Source organism: Vibrio sp. K4 (genome assembly GCF_051122595.1).
Lineage (GTDB): Bacteria > Pseudomonadota > Gammaproteobacteria > Enterobacterales > Vibrionaceae > Vibrio > Vibrio owensii.
Genome location: NZ_CP178577.1, coordinates 3,451,561 through 3,469,950, shown reverse-complemented (window position 1 = coordinate 3,469,950; position 18,390 = coordinate 3,451,561). Strand labels below are relative to the sequence as shown.

The 18,390-nt window shown below is 47.1% G+C and carries 13 protein-coding genes, 5 tRNA genes, 3 rRNA genes and 1 riboswitch; of the genes, 3 read left to right on the top strand and 18 right to left on the bottom strand.

Annotated features, from left to right (window positions below):
• Positions 1-11: 11 nt before the first annotated feature.
• The 13 genes from ACLIIY_RS15655 to ACLIIY_RS15595 all read right to left on the bottom strand — a co-directional run bounded on the left by ACLIIY_RS15655 (position 12) and on the right by ACLIIY_RS15595 (position 12,147).
• A complete protein-coding gene (locus ACLIIY_RS15655) occupies positions 12-785 on the bottom strand; it encodes a HesA/MoeB/ThiF family protein (RefSeq protein WP_434527881.1) in 774 nt (257 codons plus the stop codon).
• Positions 772-2,187, bottom strand: coding sequence for a thiamine phosphate synthase (locus ACLIIY_RS15650; protein ID WP_434527880.1), 1,416 nt, complete (start codon positions 2,185-2,187; stop codon positions 772-774). Before ACLIIY_RS15650 ends, ACLIIY_RS15655 begins: the two co-directional genes overlap by 14 nt.
• On the bottom strand, positions 2,187-4,127 hold the full coding sequence (gene thiC / locus ACLIIY_RS15645) for a phosphomethylpyrimidine synthase ThiC (protein WP_167415547.1): 1,941 nt from the start codon (positions 4,125-4,127) through the stop codon (positions 2,187-2,189). The genes ACLIIY_RS15650 and thiC overlap by 1 nt, the downstream gene beginning before the upstream one ends.
• 165 nt (positions 4,128-4,292) lie before the next feature.
• Positions 4,293-4,391, bottom strand: a riboswitch (TPP riboswitch).
• Between the two features lie 61 nt (positions 4,392-4,452).
• On the bottom strand, positions 4,453-4,836 hold the full coding sequence (gene crcB / locus ACLIIY_RS15640) for a fluoride efflux transporter CrcB (protein ID WP_005430379.1): 384 nt from the start codon (positions 4,834-4,836) through the stop codon (positions 4,453-4,455).
• Positions 4,837-4,959: 123 nt separating this feature from the next.
• Positions 4,960-6,342 carry a multicopper oxidase domain-containing protein gene (locus tag ACLIIY_RS15635; RefSeq protein ID WP_434528560.1) on the bottom strand — a complete coding sequence of 461 codons (1,383 nt, stop codon included), beginning with the start codon at positions 6,340-6,342 and terminating at the stop codon, positions 4,960-4,962.
• 298 nt (positions 6,343-6,640) lie between these two features.
• Positions 6,641-6,717 (bottom strand) — tRNA-Asp (locus tag ACLIIY_RS15630).
• Positions 6,718-6,749: 32 nt separating this feature from the next.
• Positions 6,750-6,866 (bottom strand): 5S ribosomal RNA (gene rrf / locus ACLIIY_RS15625).
• Positions 6,867-6,956: 90 nt separating this feature from the next.
• Positions 6,957-9,846: ribosomal RNA gene (locus ACLIIY_RS15620) — 23S ribosomal RNA — on the bottom strand.
• Between the two features lie 294 nt (positions 9,847-10,140).
• A tRNA-Val gene (locus ACLIIY_RS15615) sits at positions 10,141-10,216 on the bottom strand.
• 35 nt (positions 10,217-10,251) lie between these two features.
• Positions 10,252-10,327: transfer RNA gene (locus ACLIIY_RS15610), tRNA-Ala, on the bottom strand.
• A 24-nt stretch (positions 10,328-10,351) separates the two neighbouring features.
• A tRNA-Lys gene (locus ACLIIY_RS15605) sits at positions 10,352-10,427 on the bottom strand.
• A 2-nt stretch (positions 10,428-10,429) separates the two neighbouring features.
• Positions 10,430-10,505 (bottom strand) — tRNA-Glu (locus ACLIIY_RS15600).
• Between the two features lie 89 nt (positions 10,506-10,594).
• Positions 10,595-12,147: ribosomal RNA gene (locus ACLIIY_RS15595) — 16S ribosomal RNA — on the bottom strand.
• Together the 16S, 23S and 5S rRNA genes with 5 tRNA genes alongside form the textbook arrangement of a ribosomal RNA operon.
• 493 nt (positions 12,148-12,640) lie before the next feature.
• On the opposite strand from ACLIIY_RS15595, the gene ACLIIY_RS15590 reads away from it, so the two are divergent.
• Positions 12,641-13,192: a gamma carbonic anhydrase family protein gene (locus ACLIIY_RS15590; protein WP_180825992.1), complete on the top strand. Its 552-nt coding sequence runs from the start codon at positions 12,641-12,643 to the stop codon at positions 13,190-13,192.
• Between the two features lie 14 nt (positions 13,193-13,206).
• Here the strand turns inward: ACLIIY_RS15590 and ACLIIY_RS15585 are convergent, their stop codons facing one another.
• The 4 genes from ACLIIY_RS15585 to ACLIIY_RS15570 form a co-directional block, all read right to left on the bottom strand.
• Positions 13,207-13,470, bottom strand: coding sequence for a DUF1488 domain-containing protein (locus ACLIIY_RS15585; protein ID WP_009708001.1), 264 nt, complete (start codon positions 13,468-13,470; stop codon positions 13,207-13,209).
• Between the two features lie 3 nt (positions 13,471-13,473).
• Positions 13,474-14,307 carry a shikimate dehydrogenase gene (gene aroE / locus ACLIIY_RS15580; RefSeq protein WP_042523879.1) on the bottom strand — a complete coding sequence of 278 codons (834 nt, stop codon included), beginning with the start codon at positions 14,305-14,307 and terminating at the stop codon, positions 13,474-13,476.
• A 99-nt stretch (positions 14,308-14,406) separates the two neighbouring features.
• Positions 14,407-15,324: an oxygen-dependent coproporphyrinogen oxidase gene (gene hemF, locus ACLIIY_RS15575; RefSeq protein ID WP_434527879.1), complete on the bottom strand. Its 918-nt coding sequence runs from the start codon at positions 15,322-15,324 to the stop codon at positions 14,407-14,409.
• A gap of 34 nt (positions 15,325-15,358) precedes the next feature.
• The gene (locus ACLIIY_RS15570; RefSeq protein WP_020196744.1) at positions 15,359-15,916 is read right to left on the bottom strand and encodes an L-threonylcarbamoyladenylate synthase; all 558 of its coding nucleotides are present in this window, start codon (positions 15,914-15,916) and stop codon (positions 15,359-15,361) included.
• Positions 15,917-16,116: 200 nt separating this feature from the next.
• Between ACLIIY_RS15570 and purE the strand changes: the two genes are divergently transcribed.
• Complete coding sequence (gene purE, locus ACLIIY_RS15565; RefSeq protein ID WP_005440742.1) at positions 16,117-16,602, top strand: 5-(carboxyamino)imidazole ribonucleotide mutase; 486 nt, start codon at positions 16,117-16,119, stop codon at positions 16,600-16,602.
• Between the two features lie 4 nt (positions 16,603-16,606).
• Positions 16,607-17,740: a 5-(carboxyamino)imidazole ribonucleotide synthase gene (locus ACLIIY_RS15560; protein WP_434527878.1), complete on the top strand. Its 1,134-nt coding sequence runs from the start codon at positions 16,607-16,609 to the stop codon at positions 17,738-17,740.
• 64 nt (positions 17,741-17,804) lie between these two features.
• Here the strand turns inward: ACLIIY_RS15560 and ACLIIY_RS15555 are convergent, their stop codons facing one another.
• Positions 17,805-18,374 (bottom strand): DNA topoisomerase family protein, encoded by a 570-nt coding sequence (locus tag ACLIIY_RS15555; RefSeq protein WP_434527877.1) that lies wholly within the window; start codon positions 18,372-18,374, stop codon positions 17,805-17,807.
• Positions 18,375-18,390 lie beyond the last annotated feature (16 nt).

Sequence of the window (18,390 nt, the reverse complement as noted above, 5' to 3'; positions counted from 1 at the left end):
TTACTCGTAAACTAAATCTGAGCACACACTTGGCACTGTTTATCTTTACTTATCGCCATGGTTTGCCATTGCAGCTTCAATCCATCGAACAGGTGTAACTTGGCCGTCTCGACATGAAACTTTCCCGTCGCCAGTTTTTGAATTGCCGCTATCGCTTGGTAGTTGCCAAGTGTACCCACCACCGGACCGACGACACCGCTCTCACTGCACTTTTGCGTTTGCGGTAATTCGTCGAACGGATACAAACAGCGGTAACAGGCTTTACTCTGCGCTTCTTGTTCACTTGGTGTTTGGTAATCAAAGACAGCGAATTGGCCTTGCCAACCAATTGCCGCCGCCGAGATGAGCGGCGTATTTTGCTCGAAACAAACTTGGTTAATTAGCTGGCGCGTTGGCATGTTATCGGTGCAGTCGAGCACCACATCCGCCAGCATCACCTCAAGCTGGAGCTGTGCTTTGTCTAATCGCTTATTGAGAGCACGAACTTGGACCATAGAATTAAGTTCATTGAGTTGCTTTACAGTCGCTTTTGTTTTCGCAACTTGGAGGTCTTGTTCACGATAAATGATCTGACGTTGTAGGTTACTGCTATCAACTTCATCGTCATCGACCACAACCAATTTACCAACACCCGCTGATGCCAAGTACAAACTCGCTGCGCTCCCTAACCCACCACAACCGATGATCAGCACATGCGATTTGCTCAAACGCTCTTGCCCAATTTCGGCAATTTCAGGCAGAGCGAGTTGGCGCTGATAGCGAAGGAACTGCTTATCCGTGAGCATGCTCGCCTCTCTTGGTATCCGCCAATTCACTATTCTGATCAGTAAACGTTAGCTGTCTTTCCTTCATCAGTTGTGCGAAGAACTCGATGACCGATTGAGGTGATTCTGCCAACGTAATAGCACGCACAACTGCCAAACTAGAAACACCTGTTTGCCAAACTTGGTTTGCATTAGATTGGTCAATGCCACCAATCGCGACCGTCGGAAAGCCAAGCACATAGTCACTATCTGCTTTTTCTTTTGCAGGATGGAAAACCGACTCTGTGTTTCCGTAAGGAATGCTATCAATCAGCTTTTGATAAAGTGCCAAGCGCACCAAGCCTTGTGGTTTCGATGGCATCTGTTTTGTGGTGGTTGGACAAATATGCCCTAGCGCGATGTAGCTAGGATGAATTTGTACGATGCGCAGTAGTTCGTAATAACCATGAGTAGAAAGACCAAGACGAATACCGGCTTTAGTTAGCTGAGCCAAATTCGATTCTTCTATGTCTTCTTGTCCTAGGTGAACGCCATAAGCGCCATGCTTGATTGCCAACTGCCAATAGTCATTGATGAACACTTGTGCTTGATACTGACGACCTAGCTCAATTGCTCGAATGATCTGTCGTTCTAAATCGGCTTGTTGTGGGTTCTTGATTCGCAGTTGAATAGTGTTGATGCCTAGTGGCAATAGACGTTCAATCCAAGCAACATCATCAACGACTGGATAGAGCCCTAAACTTTGCTTAGTCAGAGTTGGAAAGCTAACGCTCTCGCCTTGTGCAGACCAACCAACTTGAATACCTAGTCGGTTATCTTCCAGTACAGGTGTGGGGAAATCATCAAATTGGTCAGCCCACTGAGTAGATCTTCCCTCGTCAAGATTGTCATTCAACAGTGTTTCACGTGAAACATTCGCTTGTTGAGTTAACATTCCTCGAGCAAGTGTTAACGCATCTTCGATAGGAAAATCGAGTACTGTCAGCGTTACTATCCAAGCAAGGTGATATTTGGGAGCGAACATTGCGTTGAATTTGGACTTAACGGAAAGCGCTCTCACTTCGTTGTTAATTGGGTGACGCCAGATATCAAGCTGAAGCACTTTCTCCTTTTCATCGGAAACCTGCGTATCAGCAATGCCAATATAAATCGCTTTCGACGGTTGCTTAGCACACGCTTCTACCGATAAAGCAGAGCGGTAATAGAGCACAAATGAACTCTCATTCTCAGAGTCATAACCATCAATAAGGTCTGTCGTTATGCGTGTGGTCTGTTGGTCGCGAACAAGCTGAATAGATTGAGTTGGGCTCACACCCAACTCAATGTCTTCGATGCTAAAACCCTGTTCTTTCGCCAACAACAAACATTGCTGAACTAAACCAGTCAGTTCAATCAATGATGACGGAATAAGGATTTTGCTCATTAGTCACTTACCTCGGCATGTGCTGCTGGGTGGTATAGCTCAGAACCTGACTCTCTAAATTCTTGCGATTTCTGACGCATCCCCTCAAGAGGATCATCCAGCATTTTGATCGATATAGCTTGGTCCGCAGCAACTTGCTCAGTGTCTTTCGCATACTCTCGTACCTCTTGCGAGATCTTCATCGAGCAGAACTTTGGTCCACACATCGAACAGAAGTGAGCAACTTTGCCGGACTCTTGAGGCAAGGTTTCATCATGGAAAGCACGAGCAGTATCTGGGTCGAGCGACAAGTTAAATTGGTCTTCCCAACGGAACTCGAAGCGAGCTTTAGAAAGCGCATTATCACGAACTTGTGCACCAGGATGTCCCTTCGCCAAATCAGCGGCGTGCGCAGCAAGCTTGTAAGTGATCATGCCTACTTTCACGTCTTCTTTGTTTGGTAAACCAAGGTGCTCTTTAGGAGTTACGTAGCAAAGCATTGCACAGCCATACCAACCAATCATGGCAGCGCCGATGCCTGAAGTAATATGGTCGTAACCTGGAGCGACGTCTGTCGTCAATGGACCAAGGGTATAAAAAGGAGCCTCATGACAGTGCTCTAACTGCTCTTCCATGTTCTCTTTGATCATATGCATTGGAACATGACCAGGGCCTTCAATAATCACCTGTACGTCGTATTCCCACGCAACCTTGGTCAATTCGCCAAGAGTACGAAGCTCTGCAAATTGCGCTTCATCGTTAGCATCAGCAACCGAGCCAGGACGCAGACCATCACCAAGAGATAGTGCGACATCGTACTTAGCACAGATTTCACAGATCTCTCGGAAATGGGTGTATAAGAAACTTTCTTGGTGATGCGCTAAACACCATTTCGCGATGATAGAACCACCACGAGAGACGATGCCAGTAACGCGTTTTGCAGTCATTGGCACATAGCGAAGTAGTAAACCCGCATGGATAGTGAAGTAGTCAACACCCTGCTCTGCTTGCTCAATCAGAGTATCGCGCATCACTTCCCAGTTAAGGTTTTCAGCAACACCATTCACTTTCTCAAGCGCTTGATACATAGGTACGGTACCGATAGGAACCGGACTGTTACGTAGAATCCACTCACGAGTTTCGTGAATATTACGTCCAGTAGAGAGATCCATAACGGTATCGCCACCCCAGCGTGTCGCCCACACAAGTTTCTCTACTTCTTCTTCAATCGAAGAAGTGACCGATGAGTTACCAATGTTGGCGTTCACTTTGACCAAAAAGTTACGTCCAATGATCATTGGTTCGGATTCTGGGTGGTTGATATTAGAAGGGATAATAGCGCGACCTTCGGCGACTTCTTTACGCACAAACTCGGCGGTAATGTCTTTTGGAAGATTCGCTCCGAAGCTTTGACCCGGATGTTGTTGATTCAGCACTTCATCGCGGTATTGAGCGCGGCCCATATTTTCACGTAGAGCGATGTATTCCATTTCTGGGGTGATAATACCTTTGCGAGCGTAGTGCAACTGGGTCACACACTGCCCATCTTTAGCACGTCGAATACGTGGTAGATTACCGTAACGAAGATCGTCTAGCGTTTCATCTTCTAGGCGCTCTTTGGCGTATACCGAGCTTACTTCATTAAGTAGCTCAGTATCGGCACGCTCTTCAATCCACCCTTCTCTCAGCTTAGGTAAGCCGTTGTAGAGGTCTATGGTGTGTTCTGGATCTGTGTATACACCCGAGGTATCGTAAACGCGTACTGGCTCATTAGGCTCGAAAATAGGCGCTTCCTTTGTGCCTCCGATAAGACTATCAGCGAGTGATATTTCACGCATTGGCACACGAATATCAGGACGTGAACCTTCTACGTAGACTTTGGCTGAATTTGGGTACGGTTGTACCGAGAGTGTATCAATGAACTGTTTTGCTTCCAGTCTCGCTTGCTTGCGACTCGACATAGCATTTTTCCTTGCTTTGTTATGCTTAGATAAAAAGTATTGGGATAAAAATGCTTGGCGGATAGATGCGACAAGAGGAATCGAATTAAGGACAGATTGAGCAAGTACTCTTCGTCTATAACAACATTCGACTATTTGATAGGTCAACCAGATAGAACCCTGGTGTAGATATCTTCTCTTGTTCCCTTCGCAGATTCTAATCTGATCAGGTTCAACGGATCCCGAATTAACGGTCTCAGCCTTATGGCACTCCGACAAGTAAAATCAGTATATAAAAACGGCTTGGTTAAACCAAGCCGACCTGATTAAGATTTGAGTATTTTTGCTAGCTACGCATCAATAATTGGAAACCAATCCACGCAGCTGAAATGCTTAACACGACATTCAGTAGTACGTTCAATCCCATCTTAAAGAAAGCGCCCTGCTGCATAAGCAACACGTTATCCATCGAGAAAGTAGAGAATGTGGTTAATGCGCCCAAAAAACCAAGACCGATGATTTGACGCCATGGGTCAGTGACCATCAACTCAGTTTCAAACGCAGCAATCAGTAGACCCATAATAAATGAGCCAACAACGTTCACGGTCAATGTACCGTACGGAAAGCCACGACCGAGTAGCATCACACAAAGTTCAGAAATTAAGTAACGAGAACATGCACCAAATGCGCCACCCAATGCAATAAAACCCAAAACGGATAGTTGTCCCATAATTCCCCCAGAAAAGTTAATGGCGACATTGTAATCAAATTTACGGCAATAGTGATTATACAATCTTAGAATTCAGCAAAGTATAGCGCTTAAAACTTATCAAGATTTAAAAAGTTACAGGAGTCACTTTACTTCAATATAACCCATCAACCCCGTCTTCATGTGTTCGATCACATGACAATGGTACATCCAACGTCCTGGGTTATCTGCAACAAATGCCGCTTTCGCACTGCCGTTTTTTCCAAGCAAGACCGTATCGGTATGAAACGGTTCATCGAGTTTTTTGCCATCTAACTCAAGAACAGTAAATGTGTGTCCATGAAGGTGAATAGGATGATGATATTGGGTGACGTTCTTAAGGTTGAAAATATAGGTTTTTCCCATCTCCAATGTTGAAAGCGGTGCTGGAATATTATCTTTACTCATTCCCTCCCAAGCTCGTTTATTCATCAGCCAAAACTTAGGTATCGCTTTGCCCGATTTATCGGCAGGAGTGACCGCCCCCTCCCATTCAAACACATAATCAATTTGCTCAGCATTTTCCAAATCAAGATCAGGCACAGGGTTAAGAGGCAATAAAGGCAGTTTCTGATTACTCGGCAGGTCAGACTCAACAATATCAAACTCACACAAAGGGAATGGGAAGCGTCCTTTCATTTGACGCACATAAACACGTTCTCCAGCCTTCGGAGCAATCAATCCGACATCTAACCTCATTCCCGGACCAATTTTGTGCTGAGTGAGCTTATAAGGCGTTTTAACAGGATTACCATCTATAGCAATAACCCAAGCCTCTGCACCTTCTATAGCGATCGGGTAAGTAATGGTGTTATCGACATTAGCAATTCTTAGTCGCGTTGTTGCATTCTGCTTCAACGCATAAACAGGTTCATGAACACCATTGACGCTACTCCACTCTCCTGGGGTTCCCATACGAGCACTCAAGCGCGGCACCATAAGGTTCTTCCACTGACCTTGCTTGTCTATATGCCAATGTTTGAGGACGACTTCATGCTCTTCATCAAACTGATCAGGCTCTGCCTCTTCAACGATGATTAGCCCAACTAAGCCCATACCAAGCTGCTTTACACTATTCATATGTGGGTGATACCAAAATGTACCGGCATCTGGCGGTGTAAATTCATAAACGAATGTTTCACCCGGCATGATAGGCGGCTGGCTCAAGAAAGGGACACCATCCATTTCAATAGGGATTCGCAAGCCATGCCAGTGGATTGTAGTCGGCTCTGAAAGCTTGTTAGTAAACCGAATAATAACTTTCTCGCCTTGGCGACAACGAATCGTAGGCGCTGGAATCGAGCCATTAAACGCAAGTACATCCGTGGTAAAACCTGGTACCAATTCAGCAGTAGAAGGCTCTGCAGTGATGTCGTATATACGCTGACCTTGTTTGTTAGTGCTCTTAGATAGAGAACATGCAGGCAGAACGGTAAGCGCAGAGATCGCTAGGGAAGATTGAAGAAAGCGTCGACGAGATATATCCATGTATTTAGTCACTCATTATTCCAATTGATGTGAGTGTAACTAAATATTAATAATGATTCTCAGTTATCTTTTAAAGATGTGCAGTCATAATGCTTAGATTCAGATATTATAAAGGAAGATCTATACTTAATGGCCACTAACAAGATAGTGAGCACCTACACACGTATAGCAAGCAAGTAAAAGAGATCGGTTTAAGAAGGAGGGAGCTTAATGGTAAATAAGGCTAGAGCAAGTAGGAGATTGAAAACTCTAGAAACGACGAAAGCCTTGCTATTTCTAGCAAGGCTTTCTAAATAAGTGGCGGAGCGGACGGGACTCGAACCCGCGACCCCCGGCGTGACAGGCCGGTATTCTAACCAACTGAACTACCGCTCCGCACTGGTTAGACATTTAAGTCTAAATTTAAAGCCTGGCGATGTCCTACTCTCACATGGGGAAACCCCACACTACCATCGGCGCTAATTCGTTTCACTTCTGAGTTCGGAATGGAAATCAGGTGGGTCCAAATCGCTATGGTCGCCAAGCAAATTCTTTAATTCGGAAAACTGATGTTAAGTTCTATTTACACATTCAATGTTCTTGCATTGAGTCCATCAAAACCCCTTGGGTGTTGTATGGTTAAGCCTCACGGGCAATTAGTACAGGTTAGCTCAACGCCTCACAACGCTTACACACCCTGCCTATCAACGTTCTAGTCTCGAACAACCCTTTAGGATACTTAAAGTATCAGGGAAGACTCATCTCAGGGCTCGCTTCCCGCTTAGATGCTTTCAGCGGTTATCGATTCCGAACTTAGCTACCGGGCAATGCGTCTGGCGACACAACCCGAACACCAGAGGTTCGTCCACTCCGGTCCTCTCGTACTAGGAGCAGCCCCCTTCAATCTTCCAACGCCCACGGCAGATAGGGACCGAACTGTCTCACGACGTTCTAAACCCAGCTCGCGTACCACTTTAAATGGCGAACAGCCATACCCTTGGGACCGACTTCAGCCCCAGGATGTGATGAGCCGACATCGAGGTGCCAAACACCGCCGTCGATATGAACTCTTGGGCGGTATCAGCCTGTTATCCCCGGAGTACCTTTTATCCGTTGAGCGATGGCCCTTCCATTCAGAACCACCGGATCACTATGACCTGCTTTCGCACCTGCTCGAATTGTCATTCTCGCAGTCAAGCGGGCTTATGCCATTGCACTAACCTCACGATGTCCAACCGTGATTAGCCCACCTTCGTGCTCCTCCGTTACTCTTTGGGAGGAGACCGCCCCAGTCAAACTACCCACCAGGCACTGTCCGCAACCCCGATTAGGGGTCGACGTTAGAACATCAACACTACAAGGGTGGTATTTCAAGGACGGCTCCACAAATACTGGCGTACTTGCTTCAAAGCCTCCCACCTATCCTACACATGTAGGGTCAATGTTCAGTGCCAAGCTGTAGTAAAGGTTCACGGGGTCTTTCCGTCTAGCCGCGGGTACACTGCATCTTCACAGCGATTTCAATTTCACTGAGTCTCGGGTGGAGACAGCGTGGCCATCATTACGCCATTCGTGCAGGTCGGAACTTACCCGACAAGGAATTTCGCTACCTTAGGACCGTTATAGTTACGGCCGCCGTTTACCGGGGCTTCGATCAAGAGCTTCGACCGAAGTCTAACCCCATCAATTAACCTTCCGGCACCGGGCAGGCGTCACACCGTATACGTCATCTTACGATTTTGCACAGTGCTGTGTTTTTAATAAACAGTTGCAGCCACCTGGTATCTGCGACTCTCGTCAGCTCCATCCGCAAGGGACTTCACCATCAAGAGCGTACCTTCTCCCGAAGTTACGGTACCATTTTGCCTAGTTCCTTCACCCGAGTTCTCTCAAGCGCCTTGGTATTCTCTACCCGACCACCTGTGTCGGTTTGGGGTACGATTCCTTACAATCTGAAGCTTAGAGGCTTTTCCTGGAAGCATGGCATCAATGACTTCACTACCGTAGTAGCTCGACGTCGTGTCTCAGCCTTAAGAGAAACCGGATTTACCTAATTTCTCAGCCTACGCACTTGAACCTGGACAACCGTCGCCAGGCCCACCTAGCCTTCTCCGTCCCCCCATCGCAATTGTAAGAAGTACGGGAATATTAACCCGTTTCCCATCGACTACGCCTTTCGGCCTCGCCTTAGGGGTCGACTTACCCTGCCCCGATTAACGTTGGACAGGAACCCTTGGTCTTCCGGCGAGGAGGTTTTTCACCCCCTTTATCGTTACTCATGTCAGCATTCGCACTTCTGATACGTCCAGCATGCGTTACCACACACCTTCAACCGCTTACAGAACGCTCCCCTACCCAATGCACAAAGTGCATTGCCGCAGCTTCGGTTTACTACTTAGCCCCGTTACATCTTCCGCGCAGGCCGACTCGACCAGTGAGCTATTACGCTTTCTTTAAATGATGGCTGCTTCTAAGCCAACATCCTGGCTGTCTGAGCCTTCCCACATCGTTTCCCACTTAGTAGTAATTTGGGACCTTAGCTGGCGGTCTGGGTTGTTTCCCTCTCCACGACGGACGTTAGCACCCGCCGTGTGTCTCCCGGATAGTACTTACTGGTATTCGGAGTTTGCAAAGGGTTGGTAAGTCGGGATGACCCCCTAGCCTTAACAGTGCTCTACCCCCAGTAGTATTCGTCCGAGGCGCTACCTAAATAGCTTTCGGGGAGAACCAGCTATCTCCAGGTTTGATTGGCCTTTCACCCCTAGCCACAAGTCATCCGCTAATTTTTCAACATTAGTCGGTTCGGTCCTCCAATTGATGTTACTCAATCTTCAACCTGCCCATGGCTAGATCACCTGGTTTCGGGTCTATATCCAGCGACTGAGTCGCGCAGTTAACACTCGCTTTCGCTACGGCTCCCCTAGATGGTTAACCTTGCCACTGAATATAAGTCGCTGACCCATTATACAAAAGGTACGCAGTCACACCACGAAGGTGCTCCTACTGCTTGTACGTACACGGTTTCAGGTTCTATTTCACTCCCCTCACAGGGGTTCTTTTCGCCTTTCCCTCACGGTACTGGTTCACTATCGGTCAGTCAGTAGTATTTAGCCTTGGAGGATGGTCCCCCCATATTCAGACAGGATATCACGTGTCCCGCCCTACTCGATTTCACTTTATATGCGTTGCCGGTTACGGGGCTATCACCCTGTATCGCACAACTTTCCAGAAGTTTCACCTGACGCATAAAAAGCTTAAGGGCTAGTCCAATTTCGCTCGCCGCTACTTTCGGAATCTCGGTTGATTTCTTTTCCTCGGGGTACTTAGATGTTTCAGTTCCCCCGGTTCGCCTCGCTGCGCTATGTATTCACGCAGCGATACTTACTTATGTAAGTGGGTTTCCCCATTCGGAAATCCCAGACTCAAATGGTTTTTACTACCTAATCTGGGCTTATCGCAAGTTAATACGTCCTTCATCGCCTCTGACTGCCAAGGCATCCACCGTGTACGCTTAGTCACTTAACCATACAACCCGAAGGAGTTTCGAGTTGATGTTCAAATCACCAAAGTTGTCTCTCATTATTTGAATGAGCGAGAGACATTTCGATTTTGCCGGACTCAATTTCGAATAATCACTTAAAAGTGATATTCCCAAGAACACTTGAATGTGTTTTTTGGTGTTTGTCATAAAGACAAACATTGAGAACTTTACAAACAAACTTAAAAGTTTGTTTTGTCAGCTTTCCAAATTGTTAAAGAGCTAATCACTTCTTATGAAGTAACCATTTTTAAAAACTCTCAAGAGAGAATGTTTAAAGATGGTGGGCGATACCGGGCTCGAACCAGTGACCCCCTGCTTGTAAGGCAGGTGCTCTCCCAACTGAGCTAATCGCCCACATAAGTTTTTCGTCTTGTGGTAGACGTCAAGAATGGTGGAGCTATGCGGGATCGAACCGCAGACCTCCTGCGTGCAAGGCAGGCGCTCTCCCAGCTGAGCTATAGCCCCATCTTGAGAGTCATTCTTAAAGAATGGTGGGTCGTGCAGGATTCGAACCTGCGACCAATTGATTAAAAGTCAACTGCTCTACCAACTGAGCTAACGACCCAATGGTATCCCGTAGGGGAGTCGAACCCCTGTTACCGCCGTGAAAGGGCGGTGTCCTAGGCCTCTAGACGAACGGGACACTGGATTGAAGATATTGGGATATCTTCGTCTCTTTTACTTATAAACCGTATCAATCTGTGTGGACACTCATCGTGTATAATCATCGTTTAAGGAGGTGATCCAGCGCCAGGTTCCCCTAGCGCTACCTTGTTACGACTTCACCCCAGTCATGAACCACAAAGTGGTAAGCGTCCTCCCGAAGGTTAAACTACCTACTTCTTTTGCAGCCCACTCCCATGGTGTGACGGGCGGTGTGTACAAGGCCCGGGAACGTATTCACCGTGGCATTCTGATCCACGATTACTAGCGATTCCGACTTCATGGAGTCGAGTTGCAGACTCCAATCCGGACTACGACGCACTTTTTGGGATTCGCTCACTATCGCTAGCTTGCTACCCTCTGTATGCGCCATTGTAGCACGTGTGTAGCCCTACTCGTAAGGGCCATGATGACTTGACGTCGTCCCCACCTTCCTCCGGTTTATCACCGGCAGTCTCCCTGGAGTTCCCGACATTACTCGCTGGCAAACAAGGATAAGGGTTGCGCTCGTTGCGGGACTTAACCCAACATTTCACAACACGAGCTGACGACAGCCATGCAGCACCTGTCTCAGAGTTCCCGAAGGCACCAATCCATCTCTGGAAAGTTCTCTGGATGTCAAGAGTAGGTAAGGTTCTTCGCGTTGCATCGAATTAAACCACATGCTCCACCGCTTGTGCGGGCCCCCGTCAATTCATTTGAGTTTTAATCTTGCGACCGTACTCCCCAGGCGGTCTACTTAACGCGTTAGCTCCGAAAGCCACGGCTCAAGGCCACAACCTCCAAGTAGACATCGTTTACGGCGTGGACTACCAGGGTATCTAATCCTGTTTGCTCCCCACGCTTTCGCATCTGAGTGTCAGTATCTGTCCAGGGGGCCGCCTTCGCCACCGGTATTCCTTCAGATCTCTACGCATTTCACCGCTACACCTGAAATTCTACCCCCCTCTACAGTACTCTAGTCTGCCAGTTTCAAATGCTATTCCGAGGTTGAGCCCCGGGCTTTCACATCTGACTTAACAAACCACCTGCATGCGCTTTACGCCCAGTAATTCCGATTAACGCTCGCACCCTCCGTATTACCGCGGCTGCTGGCACGGAGTTAGCCGGTGCTTCTTCTGTCGCTAACGTCAAATAATGCAGCTATTAACTACACTACCTTCCTCACAACTGAAAGTGCTTTACAACCCGAAGGCCTTCTTCACACACGCGGCATGGCTGCATCAGGCTTGCGCCCATTGTGCAATATTCCCCACTGCTGCCTCCCGTAGGAGTCTGGACCGTGTCTCAGTTCCAGTGTGGCTGATCATCCTCTCAGACCAGCTAGGGATCGTCGCCTTGGTGAGCCATTACCTCACCAACTAGCTAATCCCACCTAGGCATATCCTGACGCGAGAGGCCCGAAGGTCCCCCTCTTTGGCCCGTAGGCATTATGCGGTATTAGCCATCGTTTCCAATGGTTATCCCCCACATCAGGGCAATTTCCTAGGCATTACTCACCCGTCCGCCGCTCGACGCCGTTATCGTTCCCCGAAGGTTCAGATAACTCGTTTCCGCTCGACTTGCATGTGTTAGGCCTGCCGCCAGCGTTCAATCTGAGCCATGATCAAACTCTTCAATTTAAGATTTTGTTCGGCTCAATGAATACTGAACATTACATAATGTAATGTTTGAATTGACTGTGCTGAATCTTTCGATTCAATGGTCACTTCGTTTCATTGAAACCTAATTTGATACCGAAGTATCTAATTGGATTATCATCAACGAGTGCCCACACAGATTGATAGGTCTATATTGTTAAAGAGCTTTCCTATTGAGCTTTGCTCAAATCGGACGGCCATTTTAGCGAGTTAAAGTTTAGTGTCAATCACTTTTTTCAAACTTTTTTCAAGCGTTTCCGCTTGGCTAATTGGCTTGCTAACTTGGCTTTCGTTTCTTTCGAAGCGTTGCCGTGTCAGCGAGGTGGCATTATAGAGATTGCGATCACATTGGCAAGCCCTTTTTCTCGTTTTTTTTGATTTTTTTATCGTTTGAATGTTTTTTATTCTAAAAGGCGAGTTTTTGCTACTCTTCTCACCAGATATCACCGTTATTAACGCTTTATAAGGAGTAAAGATGAGTTCAATGAGAAGTTATAAAGGTATACGTCCTCAGTTGGGCGAACGTGTATATGTCGACTCAACCTCTGTTTTAGTCGGTGATATCCGAATTGGCGATGATTCTAGTATCTGGCCATTGGTCGCAGCTCGGGGGGATGTAAACCACATCCACATCGGAGAGCGAACCAACATTCAAGATGGCAGCGTACTTCATGTAACTCATAAGAACGCAGAAAATCCCAATGGCTACCCACTCCTCATTGGCAATGATGTCACCATAGGTCACAAAGTGATGTTGCATGGCTGCGAGATCCACGATCGCGTATTAGTCGGTATGGGCGCTATTGTCTTAGACAACGTGGTGGTGGAATCAGATGTGATGATTGGTGCAGGAAGTTTGGTGCCACCAGGGAAGGTATTAGAAAGTGGTTATTTATATGTTGGAAGCCCTGTTAAGCAAGCTCGCCCTCTATCAGATAAAGAACGAGCTTTCTTGCAAAAGTCTGCCAACAACTATGTGCAGAACAAAGACGACTACATGAACGAAGTAGAAGACATCAAAGAGTAGCCAGGAATCGTCAGCTAATCGATAATGATATGGCCTTCTTCATCGAAGGCTTCATCTTCTATTAGCTCTTCGGCGATTTCTTCTAGATCGAATCGGTAATCAGTAAACACTTTGATTGCCGCTTGCTCAGTTTCAATCAGAGAACCACTAAGCTTTTCTAGCTTTTGTTTTGTTACATAGCACTCAATCAACGCACCAGATTGCTGCGCAGCAAAATTTACCGATTGCGAGGCTTCATCCCAAGACTGCATGTCAGGGAATAGGATAGATTGATTCATTGATTACTGACCTTCAAGATTCTTTCTTAGTTCTCTGAGAATTTGTTTGGCACCAGGACGTAAGCCACGCCAGAGCATGAAGCTTTCTGCAGCCTGCCCAACTAGCATTCCAAGACCGTCATACGCATGAGCGGCACCATTTTCTCTTGCCCATAAGTTAAAGCTCGTCACCCCTTTTCCATAAATCATGTCATAACTTGTGCTGTTGGCGGCAAAGATAGAGGAAGAGATTGCAGGCAGTTCACCACTAAGAGAAGCGGAAGTGGAGTTAATGATGACATCATACTCTTCATCAATACTTTCCATCTCTCTCGCTACGATAGGGCCGTGAGAGACAAACAACTCTGCAAGCTCCTGTGCTTTACTAAAGGTACGGTTGGTAATGGTTAAAGAAGTCGGCTTTTGATCGAGTAGTGGCTTAATAACACCACGAGCAGCACCACCAGCACCAATAATTAGGATTCGTGCACCTTCCAATACAACTTGGTGTTGAAGCAGATCTTGCACTAGACCTGCCCCATCGGTGTTGTCACCAATGATTTCACCATCATCTAACTTCTTGAGAGTGTTCACTGCGCCCGCCAACTGAGCACGCTCAGTCAGACGGCTAGCAAATTGATAAGCGTCTTCTTTAAATGGCATGGTAATGTTGCACCCCTTGCCACCTTCAGCAAAAAACACCTTCGCTGCGTCAATAAAGCCATCAACAGGTGCACTTTCTGCGGTGTACACCAAAGACTGATTGGTTTGACGGGCAAACAAGGTGTGAATGAATGGCGACTTACTGTGTCCGATAGGGTTACCAAACACGGCATAGCGATCAATTTGCTGAGTCATTTCCTTACCTTTATTCCTTACTTATATAGAAAAAACAGGGCCACCTGATTACAGATGACCCTATCACTATCTATCTATATAGAAAAGGAGATTCAGCGCTTACCACTCTCGGGGCGTTAGGTATTGCTCGTAAAGCTCTGCCTCTGGTGAACCAGCTTGCGGCTCATAGCTGTATTCCCAACGCGCAAGTGGTGGCATCGACATTAGAATCGACTCGGTACGACCACCACTTTGCAAACCAAACAGAGTGCCACGGTCATACACTAGGTTGAACTCTACGTAACGACCACGTCGGTACAGTTGGAACTCGCGCTCACGCTCACCAAATTCAATGTCTTTACGACGAGAAACGATCGGAAGGTAAGCTTGACAGTATCCCTCACCAACCGCTTTGATGTAGTCAAAGCACTTATCAAATTCCCATTGGTTTAGGTCATCAAAGAACAGACCGCCGACACCGCGAGTTTCATTACGATGTGGTAGGAAGAAGTATTTGTCACACCACACTTTGTGCTCTGAGTAAACGTCGTCACCAAATGGTGCACAAAGCTGTTTTGCAGTGTCGTGCCATGATTGGCAATCTTCTTCAAATGGGTAGAAAGGCGTTAGATCAAAACCACCACCAAACCACCAAATTGGGTCTTCACCGTCTTTCTCTGCAATAAAGAAGCGGACATTAGCGTGCGAAGTCGGTACATAAGGGTTTTTAGGGTGAATAACCAAAGAAACCCCCATCGCTTCAAAACGACGACCCGCTAGCTCTGGACGATGTGCTGTCGCTGATGCTGGCATTTCATTACCTTCTACATGAGAGAAGTTCACTCCTCCTTGCTCGAAGATATGACCATCGCGCAATACGCGAGTACGGCCACCGCCACCAAGACGCTCTCCTTTTTCACGTTGCCAAGCATCTTCGACAAAGACGGCCTTTCCATCTTCTTGTTCTAGTTGCTGACAAATGGAATCCTGAAGTGACATCAAGAACTGCTTTACGGCGTGCTTATCGATTGCTGACATACGTGTAGTACCTATTGATTGCTGACTAGCAGGGTTAGCCCTGTCTTAATATTTGCGAGGTTTTAGCATCACGGATTTCACTAGGCTTGTCACGACCACTGGTTTCACCACGTAAGATCGCCACAAGTCGGTCACCTAACTGTTCTTCAACTTCTTCCGTCGTCATACAAGGAGGCAGACCAGTAAGATTCGCGCTGGTAGAGGTTAGCGGCTTTCCGAATGCATTACACATCTTTTGTACTAAAGGATGATCAGTCACACGTACTGCAATCGAATCAAATTGACCCGATACCCAGTGAGAGACTTTGTCACTCGCTGGCATGATCCACGTGTATGGCCCTGGCCACGTCGCATGGACTTTATCTAACTGCTCTTGAGTCAACTGAGATTCATCAACATAAGGCAAAAGCTGCTCGTAACTAGCCGCAATAAGTATGAGCCCCTTCTCTACTGGGCGCTGCTTTAGCTCTAGCAACTTTTGAATCGCTTCTGGGTTATCTGGATCACAGCCGACACCAAATACGCCTTCTGTTGGATAGGCAATCACTTCGCCTTTTTGTAGTGCTTCAAGCACCTGTTCAAAGTTATCCACCAATTACTTCCTGATAGTCTTATCTGTTGTGTTTGCACTAAGTGTACAAATATTCATTCTCAGAGACTAAATCAATTTGTTTATAAAATGTATCAATACCATTTACAAACACACGCAAACGTTTGCTTGAGGTAAAAATCCCCGTATAATGCGCACAAATTTATCAGCTCACCTAATTTTGCAGCTTGAAGGAGTTTGAGATGAAAGTCGGTATCATCATGGGTTCTAAATCAGATTGGCCAACCATGAAACTAGCAGCAGACATGCTGGATCAATTTGGCGTGTCTTACGAAACAAAGGTGGTGTCAGCTCACCGTACTCCTCAATTGTTGGCTGATTACGCAAGCAGCGCGAAAGAACGTGGCATTAAAGTCATCATTGCGGGTGCTGGCGGTGCCGCTCACCTACCAGGCATGGCAGCAGCGTTTACCAGCGTACCTGTACTTGGCGTTCCAGTTCAGTCTCGTGCACTGAAAGGCATGGATTCACTGCTTTCTATCGTACAAATGCCAAAGGGTATTGCGGTTGGTACATTGGCGATTGGCGAAGCAGGCGCAGCAAACGCTGGCATCCTAGCAGCTCAAATCCTTGGTACACATGATGAAGCGATCATGGCAAAAGTCGAAGCGTTCCGTAACGAACAAACGGAAACCGTATTGGCGAACCCAAACCCTGCTGAGGATTAATCAGATGCATGTACTGGTTCTTGGTGCGGGTCAACTAGCTCGTATGATGTCTCTGGCTGGTGCGCCACTGAATATTCAAATATCAGCTTACGATGTGGGCAGCGGTAACATCGTTCATCCACTGACTCAGCACGTACTAGGCAACGGCTTAGAGAATGCAATTGAACAAGTCGACGTCATTACTGCTGAGTTCGAGCATATCCCACATGACGTGCTCGATGTTTGCGAAGCGAGCGGTAAGTTCTTACCAAGTACGCAAGCCATCAAAGCAGGTGGTGATCGCCGCCTTGAAAAGGCATTGCTTGATGATGCTGACGTGCGTAACGCGAAATACTACGTAATCGAAACTCGTGAAGACTTTGACCGCGCAATTGAACACGTTGGTATGCCAATGGTTCTGAAAAGTGCATTAGGTGGTTACGATGGTAAAGGCCAGTGGCGCTTAAAAGAAACTTCTCACGTCGAAGACATTTGGGCTGAGATGGCAGAGTGCATTGCCGCAACACCAACTCAAGCGATTGTTGCTGAGGAATTTGTCCCTTTTAACCGCGAAGTTTCACTGGTTGGTGCCCGTGGTAAAGATGGCAGCGTTGAAGTATACCCTCTGGCAGAGAACGTCCACACCAATGGTGTATTGAGCCTTTCTACCGCGATTGATGCACCAGAGTTGCAAGAGCAAGCAAAACAGATGTTCACGGCCGTTGCCAACAGCTTGAATTACGTTGGTGTGCTAGCGCTGGAGTTCTTCGACGTTGACGGCACTTTGCTAGTTAATGAAATCGCACCACGCGTACACAACTCTGGTCACTGGACTCAACAAGGTGCAGAAACCTGTCAGTTTGAGAACCACCTACGCGCCGTGTGCGGCATGCCTTTGGGTAGCACTAAGCTGGTTCGTGAGACCTCGATGATTAATATCCTTGGTGAAGACACATTACCAGAAGCATTGCTAGCGATGGATGGTTGCCACATTCATTGGTACGGCAAAGAAAAACGTGCGGGTCGCAAGATGGGTCACATCAACGTATGTGGTGACTACACTGGCGAACTTAATCGCAAGCTTTGTGCATTAGCAGATGTTTTGGATGAACAGGCTTTCCCTGCCGTACATGAATTTGCCAAGCAGTGGCAAGCCTAGAAAAGCAGCGGAATAAATAGCAAAAGGGTCGCATGATGCGGCCCTTTTTAATTCGTACTGAAGGTTATTGTGATTGGGTATGCTGGCACTTACGACTCGCGCATTGTAGCTTAATCCCACTGGCCAGTTTCTTTTCTACCAACAAGGTAAATCCACATTCCTCGCAGCGACCCCTTACCGGTGGTAAGTTCACTGCAAACTTGCACTTCGGATAGTTATCACACGCGTAGAATGTTTTACCAAATCGGGTTTTACGCTCAACCAAATGCCCTTTACCACATTCAGGGCAAGCGTGTTGCTCTTTCGCTTGCTGCTCTGGCTCAGGTTGGTTAATCGACTCAATATGATGGCATGCTGGGTAATGGCTACAACCAACGAACATACCGAAGCGCCCTTGGCGGAGTACCAATTCATTGCCACACTCAGGGCAAGGCACACCCAACTCTTTCACGATGTGACCGTCATTGCTGTGTAGCGGCTTAATGTAATCGCAACTTGGGTATTGGCTACAACCTAAAAAAGGACCGTGTTTACCGTGCTTAAGCGAAACTTCCCCACCGCATTTAGGGCAAGGTTCGCGCTCAAGCGCATGCTCGTGTGCCGAGAAAAGGTTGTGATCGATTTTACTACTCATACTCACCGCTCAAGCG

Coding starts and splice junctions, on each gene's coding strand:
- ACLIIY_RS15655 (WP_434527881.1), bottom strand. CDS start 785: ATGCTCACGGATAAGCAGTTCCTTCGCTATCAGCGCCAACTCGCTCTG.
- ACLIIY_RS15650 (WP_434527880.1), bottom strand. CDS start 2,187: ATGAGCAAAATCCTTATTCCGTCATCATTGATTGAACTGACTGGTTTA.
- thiC (WP_167415547.1), bottom strand. CDS start 4,127: ATGTCGAGTCGCAAGCAAGCGAGACTGGAAGCAAAACAGTTCATTGAT.
- crcB (WP_005430379.1), bottom strand. CDS start 4,836: ATGGGACAACTATCCGTTTTGGGTTTTATTGCATTGGGTGGCGCATTT.
- ACLIIY_RS15635 (WP_434528560.1), bottom strand. CDS start 6,342: ATGGATATATCTCGTCGACGCTTTCTTCAATCTTCCCTAGCGATCTCT.
- ACLIIY_RS15590 (WP_180825992.1), top strand. CDS start 12,641: ATGAGTTCAATGAGAAGTTATAAAGGTATACGTCCTCAGTTGGGCGAA.
- ACLIIY_RS15585 (WP_009708001.1), bottom strand. CDS start 13,470: ATGAATCAATCTATCCTATTCCCTGACATGCAGTCTTGGGATGAAGCC.
- aroE (WP_042523879.1), bottom strand. CDS start 14,307: ATGACTCAGCAAATTGATCGCTATGCCGTGTTTGGTAACCCTATCGGA.
- hemF (WP_434527879.1), bottom strand. CDS start 15,324: ATGTCAGCAATCGATAAGCACGCCGTAAAGCAGTTCTTGATGTCACTT.
- purE (WP_005440742.1), top strand. CDS start 16,117: ATGAAAGTCGGTATCATCATGGGTTCTAAATCAGATTGGCCAACCATG.
- ACLIIY_RS15560 (WP_434527878.1), top strand. CDS start 16,607: ATGCATGTACTGGTTCTTGGTGCGGGTCAACTAGCTCGTATGATGTCT.
- ACLIIY_RS15555 (WP_434527877.1), bottom strand. CDS start 18,374: ATGAGTAGTAAAATCGATCACAACCTTTTCTCGGCACACGAGCATGCG.